The following is a 17,130-nucleotide window of genomic DNA, read 5'->3' on the forward strand; positions in this document are numbered from 1 at the left end:
AGGGTCATGGAAACCGAACAAATCATAGCAATCATTCTGCTGATCATCGTCGGCCTGCCCTTGCTGGCCTCAATGTTCAGTTCATCAACACAACTGCGCAATGCGCTGCTTTGGGTCGTGATATTCCTTGGCGGTATAGGCATCGCGAACAATTGGACCAGCATCCAAAGCAGTTTCGTCCAGCCGCAAGCCAGCTTTATCGGCGACCGCATTGAGGTGCCCAAAGGGCCTGACAACCATTTTCACCTGACCTTGATAATCAACTCGGTGCCAGTGGATTTTCTTGTCGATACCGGAGCAAGCCAAATGGTGCTGACGCAAGAAGACGCTGCGCGTGTTGGACTTGATGCGGATGAACTGTCCTATATCGGCATCGCCTACACCGCCAACGGAGAGGTCGCGACAGCGCCTGTTCGCCTTGATACCGTTGACTTGGGTGATATTCGGGATCGACGTGTTCGGGCGTCGGTAAATTCCGGTGACATGGACAAGTCGCTTTTGGGGATGTCCTATCTGAGCCGGTTTGAAAGCATCGAAATTCGCCAGAACCTGTTGATATTAAACCGCTAGGATTCGGCCTTCTTTTCCCAGCGCCCCGAGTCCTGAGACCAGTATTGCGCCGAACACCCCGCCCCCGTGAGCGCTTTCCATTGGCCGCGCGCCTTGTCCAACGCTTCACCATCATAACCGTCAAACAAGACGCAAACCCTGTCTGCGGCTTCTACTTCTTCAGGGGTGACATCAGCACCATGGACGGACATCACACAGGTTGCTGCGGTGCCGCCGCCCCCCGTGGTCAGTAAAATCGGTTGATCTGCATCATGATCTCCGCCCGCCATCCCGTGGGGCAAGAACCCCTCTGGCGGCCCGTTCCATAGCGCTTGATCCAGACGTTCCATGGCCGATTTGTCGACGCCGCGCACTTCTACCGCCCATCCAGCATCGCGGGATTTGCTCAGAAGCATCGGGAGCGTTTGCTCAAGCGATGCACTGGTCAGATGGTAGAAATACGCGGCCCCCACTTAGGTTCACTCCGCCTCGTAAGTGTCTGCAATAAAACGATTCAGCGCGGCCACACCCCAGCCCGTCGCGCCCGCAGGTGCCAGTGCTGTTTCCGCCTTAACAGAAGCCACACCCGCAATGTCGAGGTGCATCCAAGGCATGCCGTCTTTGATGTAGCGCTGCAAGAATTGCGCCGCGGTGATGCTGCCTGCATCACGCCCGCCGACGTTTTTCATGTCTGCGATCCGGCTTTTCAATTTAGCGTCATAAGCGGGCGAAAGTGGCAAGCGCCATGCGCCTTCATCTTCTGCATCCGCTGCCTTTAGGAAATCTTTGCTCAGCGTGTCATCGTTGGAAAATACTCCTGCGTTCTCATGGCCCAGCGCGATGATGACCGCCCCTGTCAGCGTCGCAAGGTTGATCACGCCCGTAGGCTTGAACCGTTCTTGCGCATACCAAAGCACATCCGCGAGCACCAAACGCCCCTCAGCGTCGGTATTGATAACCTCGATCGTGTCGCCTTTCATGGACGTCACAACATCGCCCGGACGTGTAGCGCGATCAGACGGCATGTTTTCGACAAGACCAACCAGACCCACAACATTGGCCTTTGCTTTGCGCAGCGCCAGTGTCTTCATGACACCAGACACAACACCAGCACCGCCCATATCCATGGTCATGTCTTCCATGCCAGCGGCGGGTTTCAATGAAATACCGCCTGTGTCGAACACAACGCCTTTCCCGACCAAAGCAAACGGCGCTTCGTCGCCGCCGCCGTTCCATTGCATGACAACCACCTTGGAGGGCGATGCAGAGCCGTGACCAACACTCAGCAACGATCCCATGCCGAGCTTTTCAAGTTCGTCTTCTTCCAGCACTTCAACGCTCAGCCCAAGGCTTTCCATGTCTTTCAGACGATTGGCGAATTCAGTGGTTGTCAGGACGTTCGCAGGCTCATTCGTCAGATCACGGGTAAACACGACGCCTTCTGCAACTGCCATCAGCACATCTGCGGCGGCTTTCACCTCAGCGGTTTCATTCACCATGACTTCGATTGCACCCAATACGTCTTTGTCACCGGTTTTGTGCGGCGTAAACGTGTACCCACGCAGCACGCAGCCCAGTGCCACGTCGGCCATACGTTTGATGTTGCCCCCCAAGATCAGCACATCTGCTTCGCCACGGACCTTCGCTATTGAGGCTCCTGCCTTGCGGGCTTGCGTAACAGACGGACGGCGCGCCAGTTTCACGACAATCACCTTGGACGCCGCAACACCGAACGGGTAGCTCATTACAACCGCGTCGCCCTCTTTGGCTTTAGCGAACTGCGGATTGTCGATGGTGCGCATCACGCCTTTTCGTGTCAGAGAATTGATTTTGCGGGCACCTGCATCCAATGCACCGTCTGGCGTCGCAAAGACCACAATCGCGCCTTCGCGTTCAGCAAGCGTTGTCAGGTCTGTCTCGGTGATGGTCAGTTGTGCAAGATCGGTCATAGGGGCACCTTTGGGCTGTGTGTTTTCCTGTTCGGCAATAGCTAGCCTGCCGCTTTGGCAATGACCAGACAGCACTTGGGTCCGTGGTTCAAATGAGGTAGCAACACTCAACGCTTGGATCATCAAATAAGGGGGGATGCGCCGGTGGCTCGATTTGATCGTTATATGCTTGGCCAACTCCTTGTGTTGTTCGGATTCTTTTCGCTTATCTTGGTGATGATTTACTGGATCAATCGCGCGGTTCGCTTGTTTGATCAGCTGATCGCGGATGGTCAATCTGCTTGGGTCTTTCTAGAGCTGACGTCTTTGTCTTTGCCGGGACTGATCCGCATGGTGCTGCCCTTGTCTGCCTTTGTGGCGGCGGTCTATGTCACCAACCGCATGTCATCGGACTCAGAACTGTCGGTCGTGCAGGCGACGGGTTATTCCCCCTACCGATTGGCACGGCCCGTCATCTATTTTGGCCTGATCGTGGCCACGATGATGTCGGTGCTCACGCATTTTCTGGTCCCAATGTCGACTGAACGGCTGGCCCAACGCTCCGGTGAGATTTCTCAAGATCTGACAGCAGCTCTACTGACGGCTGGTGAATTCATGACACCTGCTGACGGGATCACCTTTTACATTCGTGAAATCTCGCAGGCCGGTGAAATGCTGGATGTCTTTATCTCCGAAGACGTCAGCCCGCAGCGACGGATCACATATACCGCAGCGCAGGCCTATCTGGTGCGCACAGACGGCGGGCCACAGCTGGTGATGGTCGATGGGTTGGCTCAAGATCTGAATATGCAAACAGATCGCTTAACGACCACCGGTTTTGACGACTTTGTTTATGATATCGGCTCCCTCATGAGCGATGAGGCAATTCGAGAGCGAACGATCAGCGGTCTAAACACCTGGGAACTGCTGAACCCCACGCAAGAGCTTCAGGATATAACCGGCAAGAACGCCGCTGACATGGCATTGCTTGCCCATGACAGGTTTGCGCAATCCTTCTTGGGATTCATCGCAGGGCTTATCGGGTTTTCGTCTTTGGTGGCCGGCGGATTTAGCCGTTTCGGTTTGTGGCGCAACATCGCACTCGCTATCGGCTTGGTCATTGCGGTGAAGATCATCGAAGGTTTTGGCGCGGGCATCGCACGCAACGCCCCCGAACTGTGGCCGTTTGTCTATCTGGCGGGGTTTGCTGGCATTGGCATGTCTTATGTCTTGTTGTGGATTGCAGCCCACCCCTACGCGCTAAAGCGACGGTCCCGTAGAACAGTGGGGGCAACATGATCCTGCATCGTTATTTTGCCCGTCGATTCACCTGGAGCTTTGCTGGCACTCTGGGAGCGTTCTTTGCCCTTATGATCCTTATCGATCTCGTGGAACAAATGCGTCGATTTGGATCTATCGCGCCGTTCGGGGATTTGGTGCAGCTCAGCCTTCTGAACTTGCCTGCTGCGCTTTATACTATTCTGCCATTGATTATGGTGCTGGCGACAATCGCTATGTTCTTGGGCCTTGCGCGATCTTCAGAAATGGTTGTCACACGGGCGGCTGGCCGGTCCGCGTTAAAGGCACTTATCGCTCCTATGATAGTAACTCTTGTCATTGGAGCGATTGCCGTTGGCGTGTTTAACCCAATCGTGGCTGCCACGTCCAAAGAGTTCGAAACCCGCGAAACAGAGCTGCGATCCGGTGGGGCTTCGGTGCTGGCGATCTCGGACACGGGGCTATGGCTACGTCAGGGGAATGACTTTAGCCAAACGGTCATCCGTGCGGATCGCTCCAATTTGGACGGCACCCAACTGCAAAGCGTCACCTTTATCACATTCACCCCCGACGGCGGCCCCGTGCGCCGTATTGAATCTGCTTTCGCAACTCTAACCGATGGCGGCTGGAATTTGATCGACGCAAAGGCATGGCCTTTGAATGAAGGCATCATTTCGGAGCAGTTCGCGACGACACACCAAACCTTGCGAATTCCATCAACCCTAACCGCCGACGAAATCCGAGACAGCTTTGGCGAACCGTCCTCAATCCCAATATGGGAACTCCCTGCCTTCATTGACCGCCTCGAAGTGGCGGGCTTCTCTGCCACACGCCATGAGGTCTGGTTGCAAATGGAGCTAGCGCTTCCGGCGTTCTTACTGGCGATGGTCTTGATCGGGTCCGGCTTTACGATGCGCCACCAGCGCGGCGGCAAGACGGGCGTGATGGTGCTGATCGCCGTGATGCTTTGTTTTGCACTGTTCTTTTTGCGAAATTTCGCGCAAATCTTAGGTGAAAATGGCCAGATTCCCGCAGTGCTTGCAGCATGGGCCCCGCCCCTTGCTGCAATCGGTGCCTCGCTTGGCTTGCTGCTACACCTCGAGGACGGTTAATGCGATTTCTTCTGGCCCTGTTTTTGATGTTCCTCCCCCTTGTGGCCTCTGCACAGGGAGCGGCGACGTTAGTGGCGGATAACGTCTATGTGCCAGCCGGTGGGCAAACTTTGGTGGCCGAAGGCAACGTCGAGGTCTTCTTTGACGGAACCCGTCTTTCGGCGCAGCGCGTCACCTTTGATCGGGCAAGCGACAGCCTGACAATTGATGGCCCGATCTTTATTGTCGCAAGCGATGGTACGATCTTTACCGCCGATACCGCCTCTCTTGATCCGCAATTGCAAAACGGCATTCTGCGCGGTGCTCGTCTGGTCTTGGAAGACCAGTTGCAACTGGCCGCGACCCAGATCGATCGAGTAGATGGCCGCTATACCCAACTTTATCGGGTTGCCGCGACCTCCTGCCAGATTTGCGAAGACGGAGAGACGCCGCTTTGGGAAATTCGCGCCCGTCGGGTCATCCATGACACAGAGAAACAACAGCTTTATTTTGACGACGCGTCTTTCCGCGTGGCTGGCGTTCCGATCTTCTGGTTGCCAAGGATGCGCCTGCCCGACCCGACCTTGGAGCGCGCATCGGGCCTTTTGGCGCCCAATTTGGAATCCACCGACAATTTGGGAACGGGGATCAAACTACCCTATTTCATCCGATTGAACGATCATCGTGATCTGACCCTAACCCCGTATGTGTCGTCAGAAACCGCAACCTTGGAAGCCGCCTATCGGCAAGCCTTCCTGCGTGGGGACATAACCGTTGACGCCGCCGTCACCCATGATGATCTTGTTGATGACAATCGCGCCTACGCCTTTGTCGATGGCATCTTCGATCTCGGAGATGAGGTGATCCTGCGCTTTGACATCGAATATGTCTCCGATGATTCCTACCTGCTGGAATATGATTATTCCGACAAAGACCGACTGGACAGCGAGGTCTCTCTAGAACGGGTCCGTGATCGCGACCTGACGCAGGCGTCGCTGACCTATTACACGACCCTGCGCGATGGCGAAGTTCAACAAGAACTGCCCCCCCTTCATGCGGACGTCAGTTGGGAACGCCGTGTCACGCCGTCTTGGGGCGGCACGTTAACCATGACCACCGACATGCAAAGCCACTACCGCACCACAAACACAACCCGCACAACTGTCGACGATTTTGAGGGGCGCGATGTGGCGCGCCTTGGACTTGGGGCGGCATGGCGCCGCGACCATGTTACGGGCTACGGTCTGGTGGTGGATGGCTCCGTTGGGTTTGATCTGGATTATTACAACGTCAGCGATGATGATGTTGTCGATGACACGCTGCGCACGACAACCTATGTGCAGACGACCCTACGCTACCCGCTGATGCGCCGCACGGCGCTGGCCACGCATGTTTTGGAACCCATGGTCCAACTGGCCTGGTCGGATGTGCACGGCGACGACGTGACCAATGAAGACAGTACCGCTGTGGAATTTGACCAAGCCAATCTTTTGGCCGTGTCACGGTTTTCCGGCGAAGATGCTGTCGAAACCGGCCTAAGAGGGGCCGCGGGCCTGCGATGGACCCGCGTCGGCGATGGTGGCTGGGACAGCACATTGACCGTTGGTCGCGTCTTTCGTGCGGATGAGGATTCAAATTTCTCGTCCACCTCCAGCCTTGGCCAAACGCAATCTGACTGGTTAGTTGTGGGCCAATTGCGCACGCCTGCCGGTATCTATCTGGACAGCCGTGCCCTGATTGACGACAGCCTTAGCTTTTCAAAACTGGAAACCCGTGCAGGCTGGTCCGGCACAAAACTGGATGTGACCGCCAGCTACATTTTCCTTCCAGAAGACGAGTCAGAATCCCGCACAACAGATGCATCTGAGTGGGTCGTCGATTCCACCTACCAGTTTAACGACATGTGGTCGGTGGGCTTTGATGCCCGCTATGACGTTATCGCGAATTCCCCCTCCGAGACGGGTTTGGAAATCGGCTGGCAGAACGAATGCGTCTCCGTTGATTTTTCGGTGTCGCGCCGCTTCACGTCTTCCACTACAGTTACTCCAAGCACGGACTTTGGTCTCTCGGTCGGGTTGCACGGCTTTAGCGCCGGAAACTCTGCTGGGGTTCCATCTCACCGCTGCACGAACTAGACCCGAGTAGAAAGAATTGAGGTTTTCTATGCGCGCTTTGATCCCCGCTTTGATCTGTGTGATCACCACAACGACTGCCCTTTTGTCTCCAACGGTTGGCAGTGCACAGTTTGCGCCCGCCATTGTCGTCAATGACAGCGTCGTCAGCGAATTTGAGATCGACCAAAGGATTGCCATGCTGCGTGCCTTTCGCACGCCGGGCAATCTGGAACAAACCGCCCGCGATCAGCTCGTTGAGGACCGCCTCAAGCTAGAAGCGTTGAACGCCGCCGGCCTAAGCATCTCAAATGAAAGCCTGACAAGTGCGATGGCGGAATTTGCGGGCCGCGCCAATCTTGAGCTTGACCAGTTTCTTACGCTGCTAAACCAGTCCGGCGTCGCCGAAGAAACCTTCCGCGATTTTGTCCGCGTGAACGTCAGTTGGCGCGACTACATCCGCAACCGCTATTCAAACCGTGCACAAGTCAGCGAAGCCGACATCGATCAGGCTTTGGGCCAATCTGGCGGCGCATCCAGCATCGAAGTGCTCTTGTCTGAAATCATCATTCCGGCACCACCCCCACGCGCCCAAGCCGCGATTGCCACGGCAAACCGCATCGCACAGACCACATCCACCGCAACATTCGAGGCCGAAGCGCGCCGCGTTTCGGCACTGCCGTCCCGCGCCAATGGCGGACGCCTGGATTGGTTGCCAATCGCCAACTACCCCGCCGCCTTGCGTGGTCTCTTGCTGGACCTCGCCCCCGGCGAAGTCACCGCCCCGATCCCGATCACAAACGGCGTGGCCCTGTTCCAGATGCGCGGTGTGCGCGAAGTGCCCAGCCCTGCGGTCGAAGCCGCCGCAATCGAATATGCCGCATTCTACATCGCGGGCGGGTTGAGCGACCGCGGCCTTGCTGAGGCCCGTCGGGTAGACGCTCGTGTGGACACCTGTGATGACCTTTACGGCATTGCCCGTGGGTTGCCAGAAGAACAACTGCAACGGGACGTGCTGCCCCCCTCCGACATCCCGCAAGATGTTGCAATGGAGCTCGCCAAGTTGGACGTGGGTGAAACATCATACGTGTTGACCCGCTCTGACGGTGAAACATTGGTGTTCTTGATGATGTGTGGCCGCACCCCTGTATTGGGCGAGGGCGTGGATCGTGAAACGATCCGCAATCAGATTCAAACCCAGCGCCTGACGACCTACGCAGATGCCCTATTGGCAGATCTGCGTGCAGCCGCCAACATCAGCTACCCATAGCCATGCGCCCCATTGCCATCAGCTGCGGCGAACCGGCCGGTATCGGTCCTGAAATCGCCGTTGCGGCATGGAACGCAATCGGTGCAGATGTTCCGATGGTCTGGATCGGCGATCCGACCCACCTGCCAACGGGCACGCCGTGGCAGGCCATCACCAATGTTGCGGACGCGGCGGCAGCCACGCGCTTTCCTGTTCTGCAACGGGATTTTGGCCCCACCGCTGTCGCAGGCCAACCCAATCCTGCCCACGCTCAAGGTGTCATTGATGCGATTGCCGATGCCGTGGCGCTGGTTCAATCCGGTGAGGCCTCTGCGGTCTGCACAGCCCCGATCCACAAACAGGCGCTGATTGACGGGGCGGGTTTCGCCTACCCCGGTCACACTGAATATCTGGCTGCATTGGCAGGGCGCGACAACGTCGTGATGATGCTCGCCTCGGACATGTTGCGCGTGGTTCCAACGACGATCCACATTCCCGTTGCAGACGTTCCTGAACAACTGACGGCGGCCTTGCTGACGGACACGATCCTGATCACCCACGCGGCGCTGATCCGCGATTTCGCCATTGCTAAACCACGACTTGCCGTTGCGGGGCTAAACCCCCACGCAGGCGAAGGCGGCAAGATGGGCATGGAAGAGATCGAGATGATTACCCCGACCCTGAACGCCCTGCGCGCCGAAGGTCTGGACATCGCAGGACCACTGTCCGCCGATACGATGTTTCATGCAGGCGCACGCGCAACCTATGACGCTGCGATCTGCATGTATCACGACCAAGCGCTGATCCCGATCAAGACACTGGATTTCTCAGGCGGCGTGAACGTGACCTTAGGCCTGCCGTTTGTGCGCACATCACCAGATCACGGCACCGCCTTTGACATCGCAGGCACAGGGCAAGCCGACGCCACATCAATGATTGCCGCGCTGCGCATGGCTGCACAAATGGGTGAGGCCCGCACATGAGCATCGACAACCTACCCCCACTGAAACACGTCATCGACACGCACGGGCTCGCCGCGAAAAAGTCGCTCGGGCAGAACTTTCTGCTCGATCTCAACCTCACGGCCAAAATTGCGCGCTTGTCGGGCCGCAACGAAGATCATGACGTCCTGGAAATTGGCCCCGGCCCCGGCGGCCTCACACGTGGCCTATTGTCCGAAGGCGCCCGCCGCGTCCTAGCCATCGAAAAAGACGAACGCTGCCTGCCCGCATTGGCCGAGGTCGAGGCGGCCTACCCCGACCGCTTTTCGGTCATGTTGGGCGACGCGTTGGACATCAATCCGCTTGACCACCTGACGCCCCCGATCCGCGTTGCGGCCAACCTGCCCTACAACATCGGAACCGAACTGCTGGTGCGCTGGCTTACGCCGCCAGAGTGGCCACCGTTCTGGGACAGCCTGACACTGATGTTCCAACGCGAAGTCGCGCAACGCATCACGGCCGAACCAGGGTCCAAAGCCTACGGTCGCCTTGCGATTCTGTCTCAGTGGCGCACGGATGCGAAGATCGTGATGAACCTCCCACCGGAAGCATTCTCCCCTCCTCCGAAAGTGTCCAGCGCCGTGGTTCACCTGACCGCCCTGCCAGAACCGCGCTTTCCGGCGGACTCGAAGATGTTGCAACACGTCACCGCCACAGCGTTCAACCAACGTCGTAAGATGCTGCGTTCCTCGTTGAAGGGGCTCAGCGCGGATATCGAAGACCATCTTATCGCCGCTGATATCAAGCCAACAGATCGAGCAGAACAGATAGACGTGGAACGGTTCTGCGCCTTGGCACGCAGCCTCAAATCCGAATAGGCACAGCGGCCATTTTGAGCCTGCCCGCCCCCAACTAAAAAAGGCCCCCAGAAACTGAGGGCCTTTTTGCTATTCTGCGGCTTCCGGTGCGTCCGGCTGGGCATCGCTTACGGGAAGCTCGCCTTGCTCGGGCTTTGGTTTAGGCTTGCGCGTGCGGCGCCGTTTGGGTGCTTCTTCTGGTGTTTCGACCAGGCCCGCGTCTTCGACGGCCGGTTGTTCGCTGCCCTCTGCGGGCGCAGGCGCCGCGGCTGCGGCTTCTTCTTGGGCCTTCAAACGCTCATTGCGTTCACGGTCCCGTTCCACTTGGCGGTCACGGTTCTGCTTTTCTTGCTCTTCGCGCTTTGCGTCGATCTCTTTTTGAGCCTCGGCGAGCATGCGCGTATAGTGCTCAGCGTGCTGGGCGAAATTCTCGGCGTTCACACGGTCGTTTGACAGGATCGCATCGCGGTGCAACTGCGTATACTTCTCAACGATCTGCTGCGGCGTGCCGCGCACCTTCCCCTCAGGGCCGCTGCTGTCAAACACACGGTTGACGATATTGCCGCCTGACGGGCGATTGTTGTTGCGGTTCTTATTCCGCGAACGGGATCGAGAAGACTTCATACAGAAATTCCAGCTTATTCTCTGTCGCGGCCTGGTCTCACCTCATGTGAAACGCAATGATGTGCCGGCGATGTTCTGGCTAAGTCCGAAAAGGGGCGAGCAGCCCAGCCCTTCGGACGCCTTTGACTATGCCCCACAAGGGGTTAATCGCAAGTAGATTCTTTGAATCTGGCAATATTTCCTGCGGTTAAAGCGGCTTTTGGCCCAAAATCACACGGTCACGGGCATCAAGGTCTTGGCGAATCTCTACGTTCAGCAATCCGGCGGCTCTAAACATCGCCATGACAGCCTCCGCCTGAGTCGGCCCGATCTCGACCATAAGCCAGCCACCAGCGTTCAAATGCTCCGGCGCTCCCGCTGCAATAGTCCGATAACAAGACAGCCCGTCGCCTTCGTCCGTCAGCGCCATGCGCGGCTCATAAGACAGCTCCGGCGACAGCCCCGCCATTTCGTCCGCCGCGATATAGGGTGGATTAGACACAATCAGATCAAACGGTCCCTCCACATCACCATACCAGTCCGAAACGATCAAACTGGTCCGGTGATCCAACTCCAGCGATGCTGTATTGCGAGCGGCCACAACCAAGGCTTCGTCTGCTAGGTCTGATCCGACGCCTGTCGCCTGAGGCCGCGCGGCCAACAGGCTCAATAAAATGCAGCCCGACCCCGTGCCCATATCCAACACCCGTTCAAACGGCTGTTCCAAAGCGGCGATGACCAAACTTTCGGTGTCGGGGCGTGGGTCCAGCACGTTGGCATTGACCTCAAACTGATGCTCGTAGAAATCGCGGCGCCCCGTAAGGTGCGACATCGGCTCACGCGCTGCGCGGCGTGCGACTAAATCTCGAAATGTCGCGATCCGCCCCCCAGCCATTGCGTCATCATAATCCTCGTATCGCTTTGGGAAGGAGGCCCGCCATAACAGGCGCGCTTCACGCAGAGGATCGCCGATGCCTGCGTCCTGCAAAACCTGCCTAGCCTCTGCAAGCAGCGCAGCTTCGTTCACCCGCCCATCTCCGCCAGCGCGGTGGCTTGCGCGTCTTGGATAAGCCCATCGATGACTTCGTCCAGATCACCTTGCATCACGGCGTCCAGTTTATAGAGCGTCAGGTTTATCCGGTGGTCCGTCATGCGCCCCTGCGGAAAATTGTAGGTACGGATGCGTTCAGAGCGATCCCCTGACCCCACCTGCGATGCGCGATCCGCGCTTCGTTCGTCATGCAGCTTTTGGCGCTCTGCATCATAAAGCCGTGTCTTAAGAACCTGCATCGCGATCTCGCGGTTGCGGTGCTGGGATTTCTCGGATGACGTCACCACGATACCCGATGGTAAGTGGGTAATGCGCACGGCGGAATCGGTCGTGTTCACGTGCTGGCCGCCTGACCCAGATGCGCGCATTGTATCAATACGGATGTCATTTGCGTTGATCTGGATGTCCACATCTTCAGCTTCAGGCAGCACCGCAACCGTCGCCGCCGATGTATGCACCCGGCCGCCGCTTTCGGTCTCAGGCACGCGCTGAACACGATGCACACCGCTTTCGTATTTCATCCGACCAAAGACATTAGCCCCAGAAATGCGCGCGGTCGCTTCCTTGATGCCGCCCAATTCCGATTGGCTTTCTTCAATAATTTCAAACTTCCAACCACGGTTTTCAGCGTAGCGGTTGTACATTCTCAACAAATCGCCTGCAAACAGCGCCGCTTCGTCGCCGCCTGTTCCAGGGCGAATTTCAAGCAGCGCAGGCTTACCATCCGCGTCATCTTTCGGGATCAACGCCAGCTTTACGGCCTGCTCAACCTCGGGCAACCGCTCACGTAGGTCCGGCAGTTCCATCTCTGCGAGCTCTTTCATCTCGGGGTCTGACAGCATTGCTTCTGCCCCCTCAATCTCGCTTGTCAGCGCCTGATATTCACGCACGACTTCAACCACGGGGCGCAATTCGGCGTACTCGCGGCTGACGGCGACGAATTCATCCCCGCCGAGCCCCTCGCCCATGCGGGCTTCTAGGAATTCGAAACGTTCGGTGATTTGCAAGAGGCGTTCATTAGGTATCATAGCTTGGGTTTAGCGGTTCATCGCGTGGCGTCAAGCTGGGCCAACCACCCCTTAACCCGCGCAGCGTTAACGCCAAAATCCTTCTGCCCGAATTGCAGCCGCCCAAAAATCTGCAAGCTACTTGTCTGCGTGGCCGGAAGCTGAGCAAGCGTCACAGTCGTAAAATCTGGAAACCCAACAACGCGGCTGCGTGTGACATAAGTTATCTTGCCTTCAGCCACCTGCCCCGCGATGGCGTGGGTGCGTGGCGTTGCGCGAATGATTTCATCCAGCGCCGCCAGTGTCGCAAGACCATCGCCCTCCAAAGGGCGTTGCACGACAATGCCGCTGTCCTTTGGGTATTCACCGGGTTTCATGACAGGCAGTTTGGTGTCATGCCAAACCTCAGGCTTGATCCGTTTCATACGAATGTAGATCACAGATCCAAGCAGGGCCCAGAGGAGCCCGAAGACAATCCATTTCATATCGCCGTCCTTCGTAAATCTAGCGGTACTTCACACCCGGTAGAATGCTGAGCATCTCGAACATGATATTGGCCCCCGTCAACGCGGTGTTGCCCGTCGTATCATAGGGGGGCGACACCTCAACCAGATCACCGCCGACGATATTCAACCCCTTAAGGTTCCGGATCAATTGCATCGCCTGCATTGTCGTCAGCCCGCCGATTTCTGGCGTGCCTGTTCCGGGCGCAAAGCTAGGGTCGAGGCTGTCGATATCATAGGTGAAATAACACGGCTGGTCCCCGATCGACGCCACGATTTCGCGGCCCAACGTATCCAACGGCTTGTGCCAAAGATCCGCGGCAAGGCGTTGGTTAAAGCCCCAACCTGCAGCCTCGGTGAAATCCTCGGCGGTGTACCCCGTGCCACGTAGGCCGATTTGCCAGACCTTGTTGGGCACAAGGATACCTTCCTCATAGGCACGGCGAAACACTGTGCCGTGGGTTTCACGTTCGCCGAACATCTCGTCATTCACGTCAGCGTGTGCATCAACATGCACAAGCGCGAGTGGTCCGTGCTTTTTGGCCATCGCGCGCAGGATTGGCAGCGTCATAGAATGATCGCCACCCAGCCCCATAGGGATGACCGGATACTTTAGGATATCTTCGTAAGTCTTTTGAATAATTGACAAACTATCCGCCAAAGAAAACGTATTGATCGCAATGTCGCCAAGGTCCGCGCACTGCAAACTGTCAAACGGAGCAGCCCCCGTCTGGATGTTATAAGGCCGGATCATCGCGCTTTCTTGGCGCAGTTGTTTGGGCCCAAACCGTGTGCCAGATCGCCAGCTTGTACCGATGTCCATCGGAATGCCAACGAACCCGACATCCAGCCCTTCGGCGGTTTCGACTTCGGGCAATCGCATAAATGTTTGCGGCCCAGAAAACCGCGCAAGGTCATTACCGCTTACAGGTTGATTGAATTCATTCATGTTCTTTTGTTCCACAAATTGAGACAACACAATTCAAATGCCACATGCGCCCCCGCCACGGCGGTGATGCCCGAGGGATCATAGGGCGGAGACACCTCAACAACATCGCCGCCCACCATGTTAATGCCAGCAAGGTCCCGCAAGATCGCGGCAGCCTGCCAGCTCGCCAATCCGCCCCAAACAGGCGTCCCCGTTCCGGGGGCAAATGCAGGGTCCAGACCGTCGATATCAAAAGTCACATAGGCCGCGCCGTCGCCTACGATATCCTTTGCCGTTTGCGCCACCCAATCAGTGCCTTTTTCGTGGCACGTTCGGGCATCAAGGTATCGAATACCAAGGTAGTCATCGCATTCCGTGCGAATGCCAATCTGCACAGATCGCGCGGGGTCCACCAAACCCAATTTCACCGCCTTATACATGAACGTCCCATGATCGACGCGATCCATGTCGTCATCTGCCCAAAGGTCAGAATGCGCATCAAACTGGATCACTCCAAGGGGGCCGTATTTCGCAGCGTAGGCTTTCAGGATTGGCAGGGTGATAAAGTGATCCCCGCCCAGCGTTACCGTACCCACATCTTGTGCCAAAATGCCGGCGATATGCGCCTCAATCGCGGCTGGCGTGCCCGCGACATTGGCATAATCAAACGCCAGATCGCCGTAATCCGCGATGGCGAATTCTGCTAGTGGATCAAAGCCCCAGCCATAGGGCGGATCATATGGCTGCAATGTGCTCGCCTCTCGGATCGCGCGCGGACCAAACCGCGTGCCGGGGCGGTTTGTGACCGCTTGATCAAACGGAATACCCGTCACCGCAAGGTCAGCGCCCTGCAAATCCTTGGTGTATTTGCGCCGCAGAAACGACGTCGCACCGCCAAATGTATTCTCGAACGCAGCACCCTTCAGATCATCGCGGGTGAACGCCAGATCAATCTGACCTTTCGCATCTTCCAAAGCCAATTACGCACCCTCCAGCGGCAAAGCGCGTTCCGCAATGCGTGCAAAGAACGACGCACCGTAGGGCGCGGTCGCATCATCAAAATCAAAATCAGGCTGGTGCAGTCCCGCCGTGTCCCCGTTGCCGATAAACAAATAAGACCCCGGCGTTTTCTCAAGGAAATACGCGAAGTCCTCTGCGCCCATTTCCCGCGTGGCCGTATCGCAAACCTGCCCTTCTGCCGCGACCTCACGGGCCACCTCGGTCGCAAAGGCTGTCTGATCTGGCGCGTTAATCGTTGCCGGGTAGCCTTCGTCGTAGCGCAATGTGGCCTCAACCTCGAAAGACGCCGCCTGCCCCGCAACAATTTCGCTCATGCGGTGTTTCACCATTGCTTTGACGTCTTTGTCGAACGTGCGAACGGTCCCGCCCAAATAGGCGGTTTCTGGAATGATGTTATCGGCCGTCCCAGCATGAATCATCGTCACCGACACGACCAAATCATTGAGCGCATAGTGGTTCCGACTGACGATGGTGGACATCGCCTGCGCAATCGACAACGCAGCCGTGATCGGGTCGCGGGTTTCGTGCGGATAGGCCCCGTGCCCCCCGACGCCCTTGATGTCCACATGAAACGTGTCAACGGACGCCATAATCGGCCCTGGCGTGGTGTAAAACTGGCCCACGGGCGTGCCTGGCATATTATGAAGCGCATAGACCTCGGAAATGTCAAAACGCTCTAACACACCCTCTTCGACCATCAGTTCAGCGCCACCGCCGACTTCTTCGGCGGGTTGAAAGATCAGCGCAATGCGGCCTGCGAAATTGCGGGTTTCGGCCAAGTATTTCGCCGCACCAAGCAACATCGTGGTATGTCCATCATGGCCGCATGCGTGCATTTTACCGTCATTCACAGACGCCCATTCAGCCCCTGTGGTTTCGGTAATCGGCAGCGCATCCATATCCGCACGCAATCCAATAGTGCGCCCCTCAGAGCGCCCTTGGATAATCGCAACAACCCCCGAAATGGCGATCCCCTCGTGGATCTCCTCAATCCCGAATTCACGTAGCCGATCCACGACGTAAGCCGCGGTTTCATGGCATTGTTGTCCCAATTCGGGATGCTTGTGCAGGTGTCTGCGCCATTCAGTCATGTCTTCGGAAAAGGCGGAAATACGGTTGATGATGGGCATGGGTGGACCTTCGTTCACGGGCTGGATAGCGTCACTCTGACAGTTATGGAGCGCACTCACAATATGGCCGACGACCTGATTTATTCGACCGATCCCGAACAGCAAATGGACCGCCTCTTGGCGATCATGCGCGCCCTGCGCGACCCAGAAACAGGGTGCCCTTGGGACATCGAACAAACATTTCGAACCATCGCCCCCTACACGATTGAAGAAGCCTATGAGGTCGCGGATGCGATTGAGCGTGGCGACATGGATGATCTGCGCGGAGAGCTGGGGGATTTGCTGTTTCAGTCGGTGTTTCACGCCCAGATGGCGGATGATGCCGGTGCATTTAATTTCAGCGATGTGGCCCGCACGATGTCTGACAAAATGGTCGCGCGTCACCCTCATGTGTTTGGCGACGAATCCCGCGATAAATCTGCCGACCAACAAACCGCCGATTGGGAAAAGATCAAAGCCGCAGAACGTGCAGATCGCAATGAGGACCGCACACTAGACGGTGTCGCTATCGGCCTGCCTGCGCTGCTGCGGGCGCTCAAGCTGCAAAAACGTGCGGCACGGGTTGGGTTTGACTGGCCTGATGTGGGGCATGTGATTGATAAAATCGCCGAAGAAGCCGCCGAAGTGGTCGAAGCGCGCGACAGCCTGACACACGAAGAAGTCACCGAAGAAGTCGGCGATTTGCTGTTCGTGATGGCCAACCTTGCCCGTCACCTCAACGTAAACCCCGAAGATGCCTTGCGCGCCGCCAATGCAAAATTCCAACGGCGGTTTGAAACCGTCGAAGATTTACTGGCCAAACGTGGGAAAACACCGTCAGAAAGTGACTTGGCTGAAATGGATGCCCTCTGGGACGAGGCGAAACAGATCGAAAAGCAGTAGAT

17 protein-coding genes are annotated in these 17,130 nt (G+C 57.1%); 8 read left to right on the forward strand and 9 right to left on the reverse strand.

The features are described from left to right. Positions 1 to 6: 6 nt before the first annotated feature. Positions 7 to 570, forward strand: coding sequence for a TIGR02281 family clan AA aspartic protease (locus KO486_RS10245; RefSeq protein ID WP_216037127.1), 564 nt, complete (start codon positions 7 to 9; stop codon positions 568 to 570). Here KO486_RS10245 and KO486_RS10250 read toward each other — a convergent pair. Both KO486_RS10250 and KO486_RS10255 read right to left on the reverse strand, forming a co-directional pair. Next, entirely contained in the window at positions 567 to 1,022 is a 456-nt protein-coding gene (locus tag KO486_RS10250) for a DNA polymerase III subunit chi (protein ID WP_216037128.1), read from the reverse strand. The genes KO486_RS10245 and KO486_RS10250 overlap by 4 nt on opposite strands. 6 nt (positions 1,023 to 1,028) lie before the next feature. Then, positions 1,029 to 2,498, reverse strand: coding sequence for a leucyl aminopeptidase (locus KO486_RS10255; RefSeq protein WP_216037129.1), 1,470 nt, complete (start codon positions 2,496 to 2,498; stop codon positions 1,029 to 1,031). Between the two features lie 144 nt (positions 2,499 to 2,642). Here KO486_RS10255 and lptF point away from each other — a divergent pair, with 144 nt between their 5' ends. Genes lptF through rsmA form a run of 6 tightly spaced genes read left to right on the forward strand, consistent with a single transcriptional unit; the run spans position 2,643 to position 10,025 of the window. After that, positions 2,643 to 3,776, forward strand: coding sequence for an LPS export ABC transporter permease LptF (gene lptF / locus KO486_RS10260; protein ID WP_354667493.1), 1,134 nt, complete (start codon positions 2,643 to 2,645; stop codon positions 3,774 to 3,776). Then, positions 3,773 to 4,867, forward strand: a complete 1,095-nt coding sequence (lptG, locus tag KO486_RS10265) for an LPS export ABC transporter permease LptG (RefSeq protein WP_216037130.1) — start codon at positions 3,773 to 3,775, stop codon at positions 4,865 to 4,867. Before lptF ends, lptG begins: the two co-directional genes overlap by 4 nt. Next, positions 4,867 to 6,981 (forward strand): LPS assembly protein LptD, encoded by a 2,115-nt coding sequence (lptD, locus tag KO486_RS10270; protein ID WP_216037131.1) that lies wholly within the window; start codon positions 4,867 to 4,869, stop codon positions 6,979 to 6,981. Before lptG ends, lptD begins: the two co-directional genes overlap by 1 nt. A 28-nt stretch (positions 6,982 to 7,009) precedes the next feature. Then, positions 7,010 to 8,227: a peptidylprolyl isomerase gene (locus KO486_RS10275; protein ID WP_216037132.1), complete on the forward strand. Its 1,218-nt coding sequence runs from the start codon at positions 7,010 to 7,012 to the stop codon at positions 8,225 to 8,227. Between the two features lie 2 nt (positions 8,228 to 8,229). Beyond that, entirely contained in the window at positions 8,230 to 9,189 is a 960-nt protein-coding gene (pdxA, locus tag KO486_RS10280; RefSeq protein WP_216037133.1) for a 4-hydroxythreonine-4-phosphate dehydrogenase PdxA, read from the forward strand. Then, positions 9,186 to 10,025: a 16S rRNA (adenine(1518)-N(6)/adenine(1519)-N(6))-dimethyltransferase RsmA gene (gene rsmA, locus KO486_RS10285; protein WP_216037134.1), complete on the forward strand. Its 840-nt coding sequence runs from the start codon at positions 9,186 to 9,188 to the stop codon at positions 10,023 to 10,025. Before pdxA ends, rsmA begins: the two co-directional genes overlap by 4 nt. A 69-nt stretch (positions 10,026 to 10,094) precedes the next feature. Here rsmA and KO486_RS10290 read toward each other — a convergent pair whose 3' ends face one another. The 7 genes from KO486_RS10290 to KO486_RS10320 all read right to left on the reverse strand — a co-directional run bounded on the left by KO486_RS10290 (position 10,095) and on the right by KO486_RS10320 (position 16,246). Beyond that, positions 10,095 to 10,628 carry a DUF4167 domain-containing protein gene (locus KO486_RS10290; RefSeq protein ID WP_216037135.1) on the reverse strand — a complete coding sequence of 178 codons (534 nt, stop codon included), beginning with the start codon at positions 10,626 to 10,628 and terminating at the stop codon, positions 10,095 to 10,097. A 187-nt stretch (positions 10,629 to 10,815) separates the two neighbouring features. Then, positions 10,816 to 11,634 carry a peptide chain release factor N(5)-glutamine methyltransferase gene (prmC, locus tag KO486_RS10295; protein WP_216037136.1) on the reverse strand — a complete coding sequence of 273 codons (819 nt, stop codon included), beginning with the start codon at positions 11,632 to 11,634 and terminating at the stop codon, positions 10,816 to 10,818. Then, positions 11,631 to 12,686 (reverse strand): peptide chain release factor 1, encoded by a 1,056-nt coding sequence (prfA, locus tag KO486_RS10300; RefSeq protein WP_216037137.1) that lies wholly within the window; start codon positions 12,684 to 12,686, stop codon positions 11,631 to 11,633. Before prfA ends, prmC begins: the two co-directional genes overlap by 4 nt. Before the next feature lie 17 nt (positions 12,687 to 12,703). Beyond that, a complete protein-coding gene (locus KO486_RS10305) occupies positions 12,704 to 13,150 on the reverse strand; it encodes a DUF1499 domain-containing protein (RefSeq protein WP_216037138.1) in 447 nt (148 codons plus the stop codon). Positions 13,151 to 13,169: 19 nt separating this feature from the next. Beyond that, positions 13,170 to 14,117 carry an agmatinase gene (gene speB / locus KO486_RS10310; protein ID WP_216037139.1) on the reverse strand — a complete coding sequence of 316 codons (948 nt, stop codon included), beginning with the start codon at positions 14,115 to 14,117 and terminating at the stop codon, positions 13,170 to 13,172. Next, entirely contained in the window at positions 14,114 to 15,076 is a 963-nt protein-coding gene (gene speB / locus KO486_RS10315; RefSeq protein WP_216037140.1) for an agmatinase, read from the reverse strand. Before speB (KO486_RS10315) ends, speB (KO486_RS10310) begins: the two co-directional genes overlap by 4 nt. Further along, positions 15,077 to 16,246, reverse strand: a complete 1,170-nt coding sequence (locus tag KO486_RS10320; RefSeq protein WP_216037141.1) for a M20 aminoacylase family protein — start codon at positions 16,244 to 16,246, stop codon at positions 15,077 to 15,079. 63 nt (positions 16,247 to 16,309) lie between these two features. On the opposite strand from KO486_RS10320, the gene mazG reads away from it, so the two are divergent. Continuing rightward, the gene (gene mazG, locus KO486_RS10325) at positions 16,310 to 17,128 is read left to right on the forward strand and encodes a nucleoside triphosphate pyrophosphohydrolase (RefSeq protein WP_216037142.1); all 819 of its coding nucleotides are present in this window, start codon (positions 16,310 to 16,312) and stop codon (positions 17,126 to 17,128) included. Positions 17,129 to 17,130 lie beyond the last annotated feature (2 nt).

The sequence above is a fragment of the Octadecabacter sp. B2R22 genome (assembly GCF_018861045.1).
Classification (GTDB): domain Bacteria; phylum Pseudomonadota; class Alphaproteobacteria; order Rhodobacterales; family Rhodobacteraceae; genus Octadecabacter.

Bases quoted from the DNA above. Each gene is read 5' to 3' on its own strand.
- KO486_RS10245 (WP_216037127.1), top strand. From the start codon at position 7: ATGGAAACCGAACAAATCATAGCAATCATTCTGCTGATCATCGTCGGC.
- KO486_RS10255 (WP_216037129.1), bottom strand. From the start codon at position 2,498: ATGACCGATCTTGCACAACTGACCATCACCGAGACAGACCTGACAACG.
- lptG (WP_216037130.1), top strand. From the start codon at position 3,773: ATGATCCTGCATCGTTATTTTGCCCGTCGATTCACCTGGAGCTTTGCT.
- lptD (WP_216037131.1), top strand. From the start codon at position 4,867: ATGCGATTTCTTCTGGCCCTGTTTTTGATGTTCCTCCCCCTTGTGGCC.
- KO486_RS10275 (WP_216037132.1), top strand. From the start codon at position 7,010: ATGCGCGCTTTGATCCCCGCTTTGATCTGTGTGATCACCACAACGACT.
- pdxA (WP_216037133.1), top strand. From the start codon at position 8,230: ATGCGCCCCATTGCCATCAGCTGCGGCGAACCGGCCGGTATCGGTCCT.
- rsmA (WP_216037134.1), top strand. From the start codon at position 9,186: ATGAGCATCGACAACCTACCCCCACTGAAACACGTCATCGACACGCAC.
- KO486_RS10290 (WP_216037135.1), bottom strand. From the start codon at position 10,628: ATGAAGTCTTCTCGATCCCGTTCGCGGAATAAGAACCGCAACAACAAT.
- prfA (WP_216037137.1), bottom strand. From the start codon at position 12,686: ATGATACCTAATGAACGCCTCTTGCAAATCACCGAACGTTTCGAATTC.
- KO486_RS10305 (WP_216037138.1), bottom strand. From the start codon at position 13,150: ATGAAATGGATTGTCTTCGGGCTCCTCTGGGCCCTGCTTGGATCTGTG.
- speB (WP_216037139.1), bottom strand. From the start codon at position 14,117: ATGAATGAATTCAATCAACCTGTAAGCGGTAATGACCTTGCGCGGTTT.
- KO486_RS10320 (WP_216037141.1), bottom strand. From the start codon at position 16,246: ATGCCCATCATCAACCGTATTTCCGCCTTTTCCGAAGACATGACTGAA.
- mazG (WP_216037142.1), top strand. From the start codon at position 16,310: ATGGCCGACGACCTGATTTATTCGACCGATCCCGAACAGCAAATGGAC.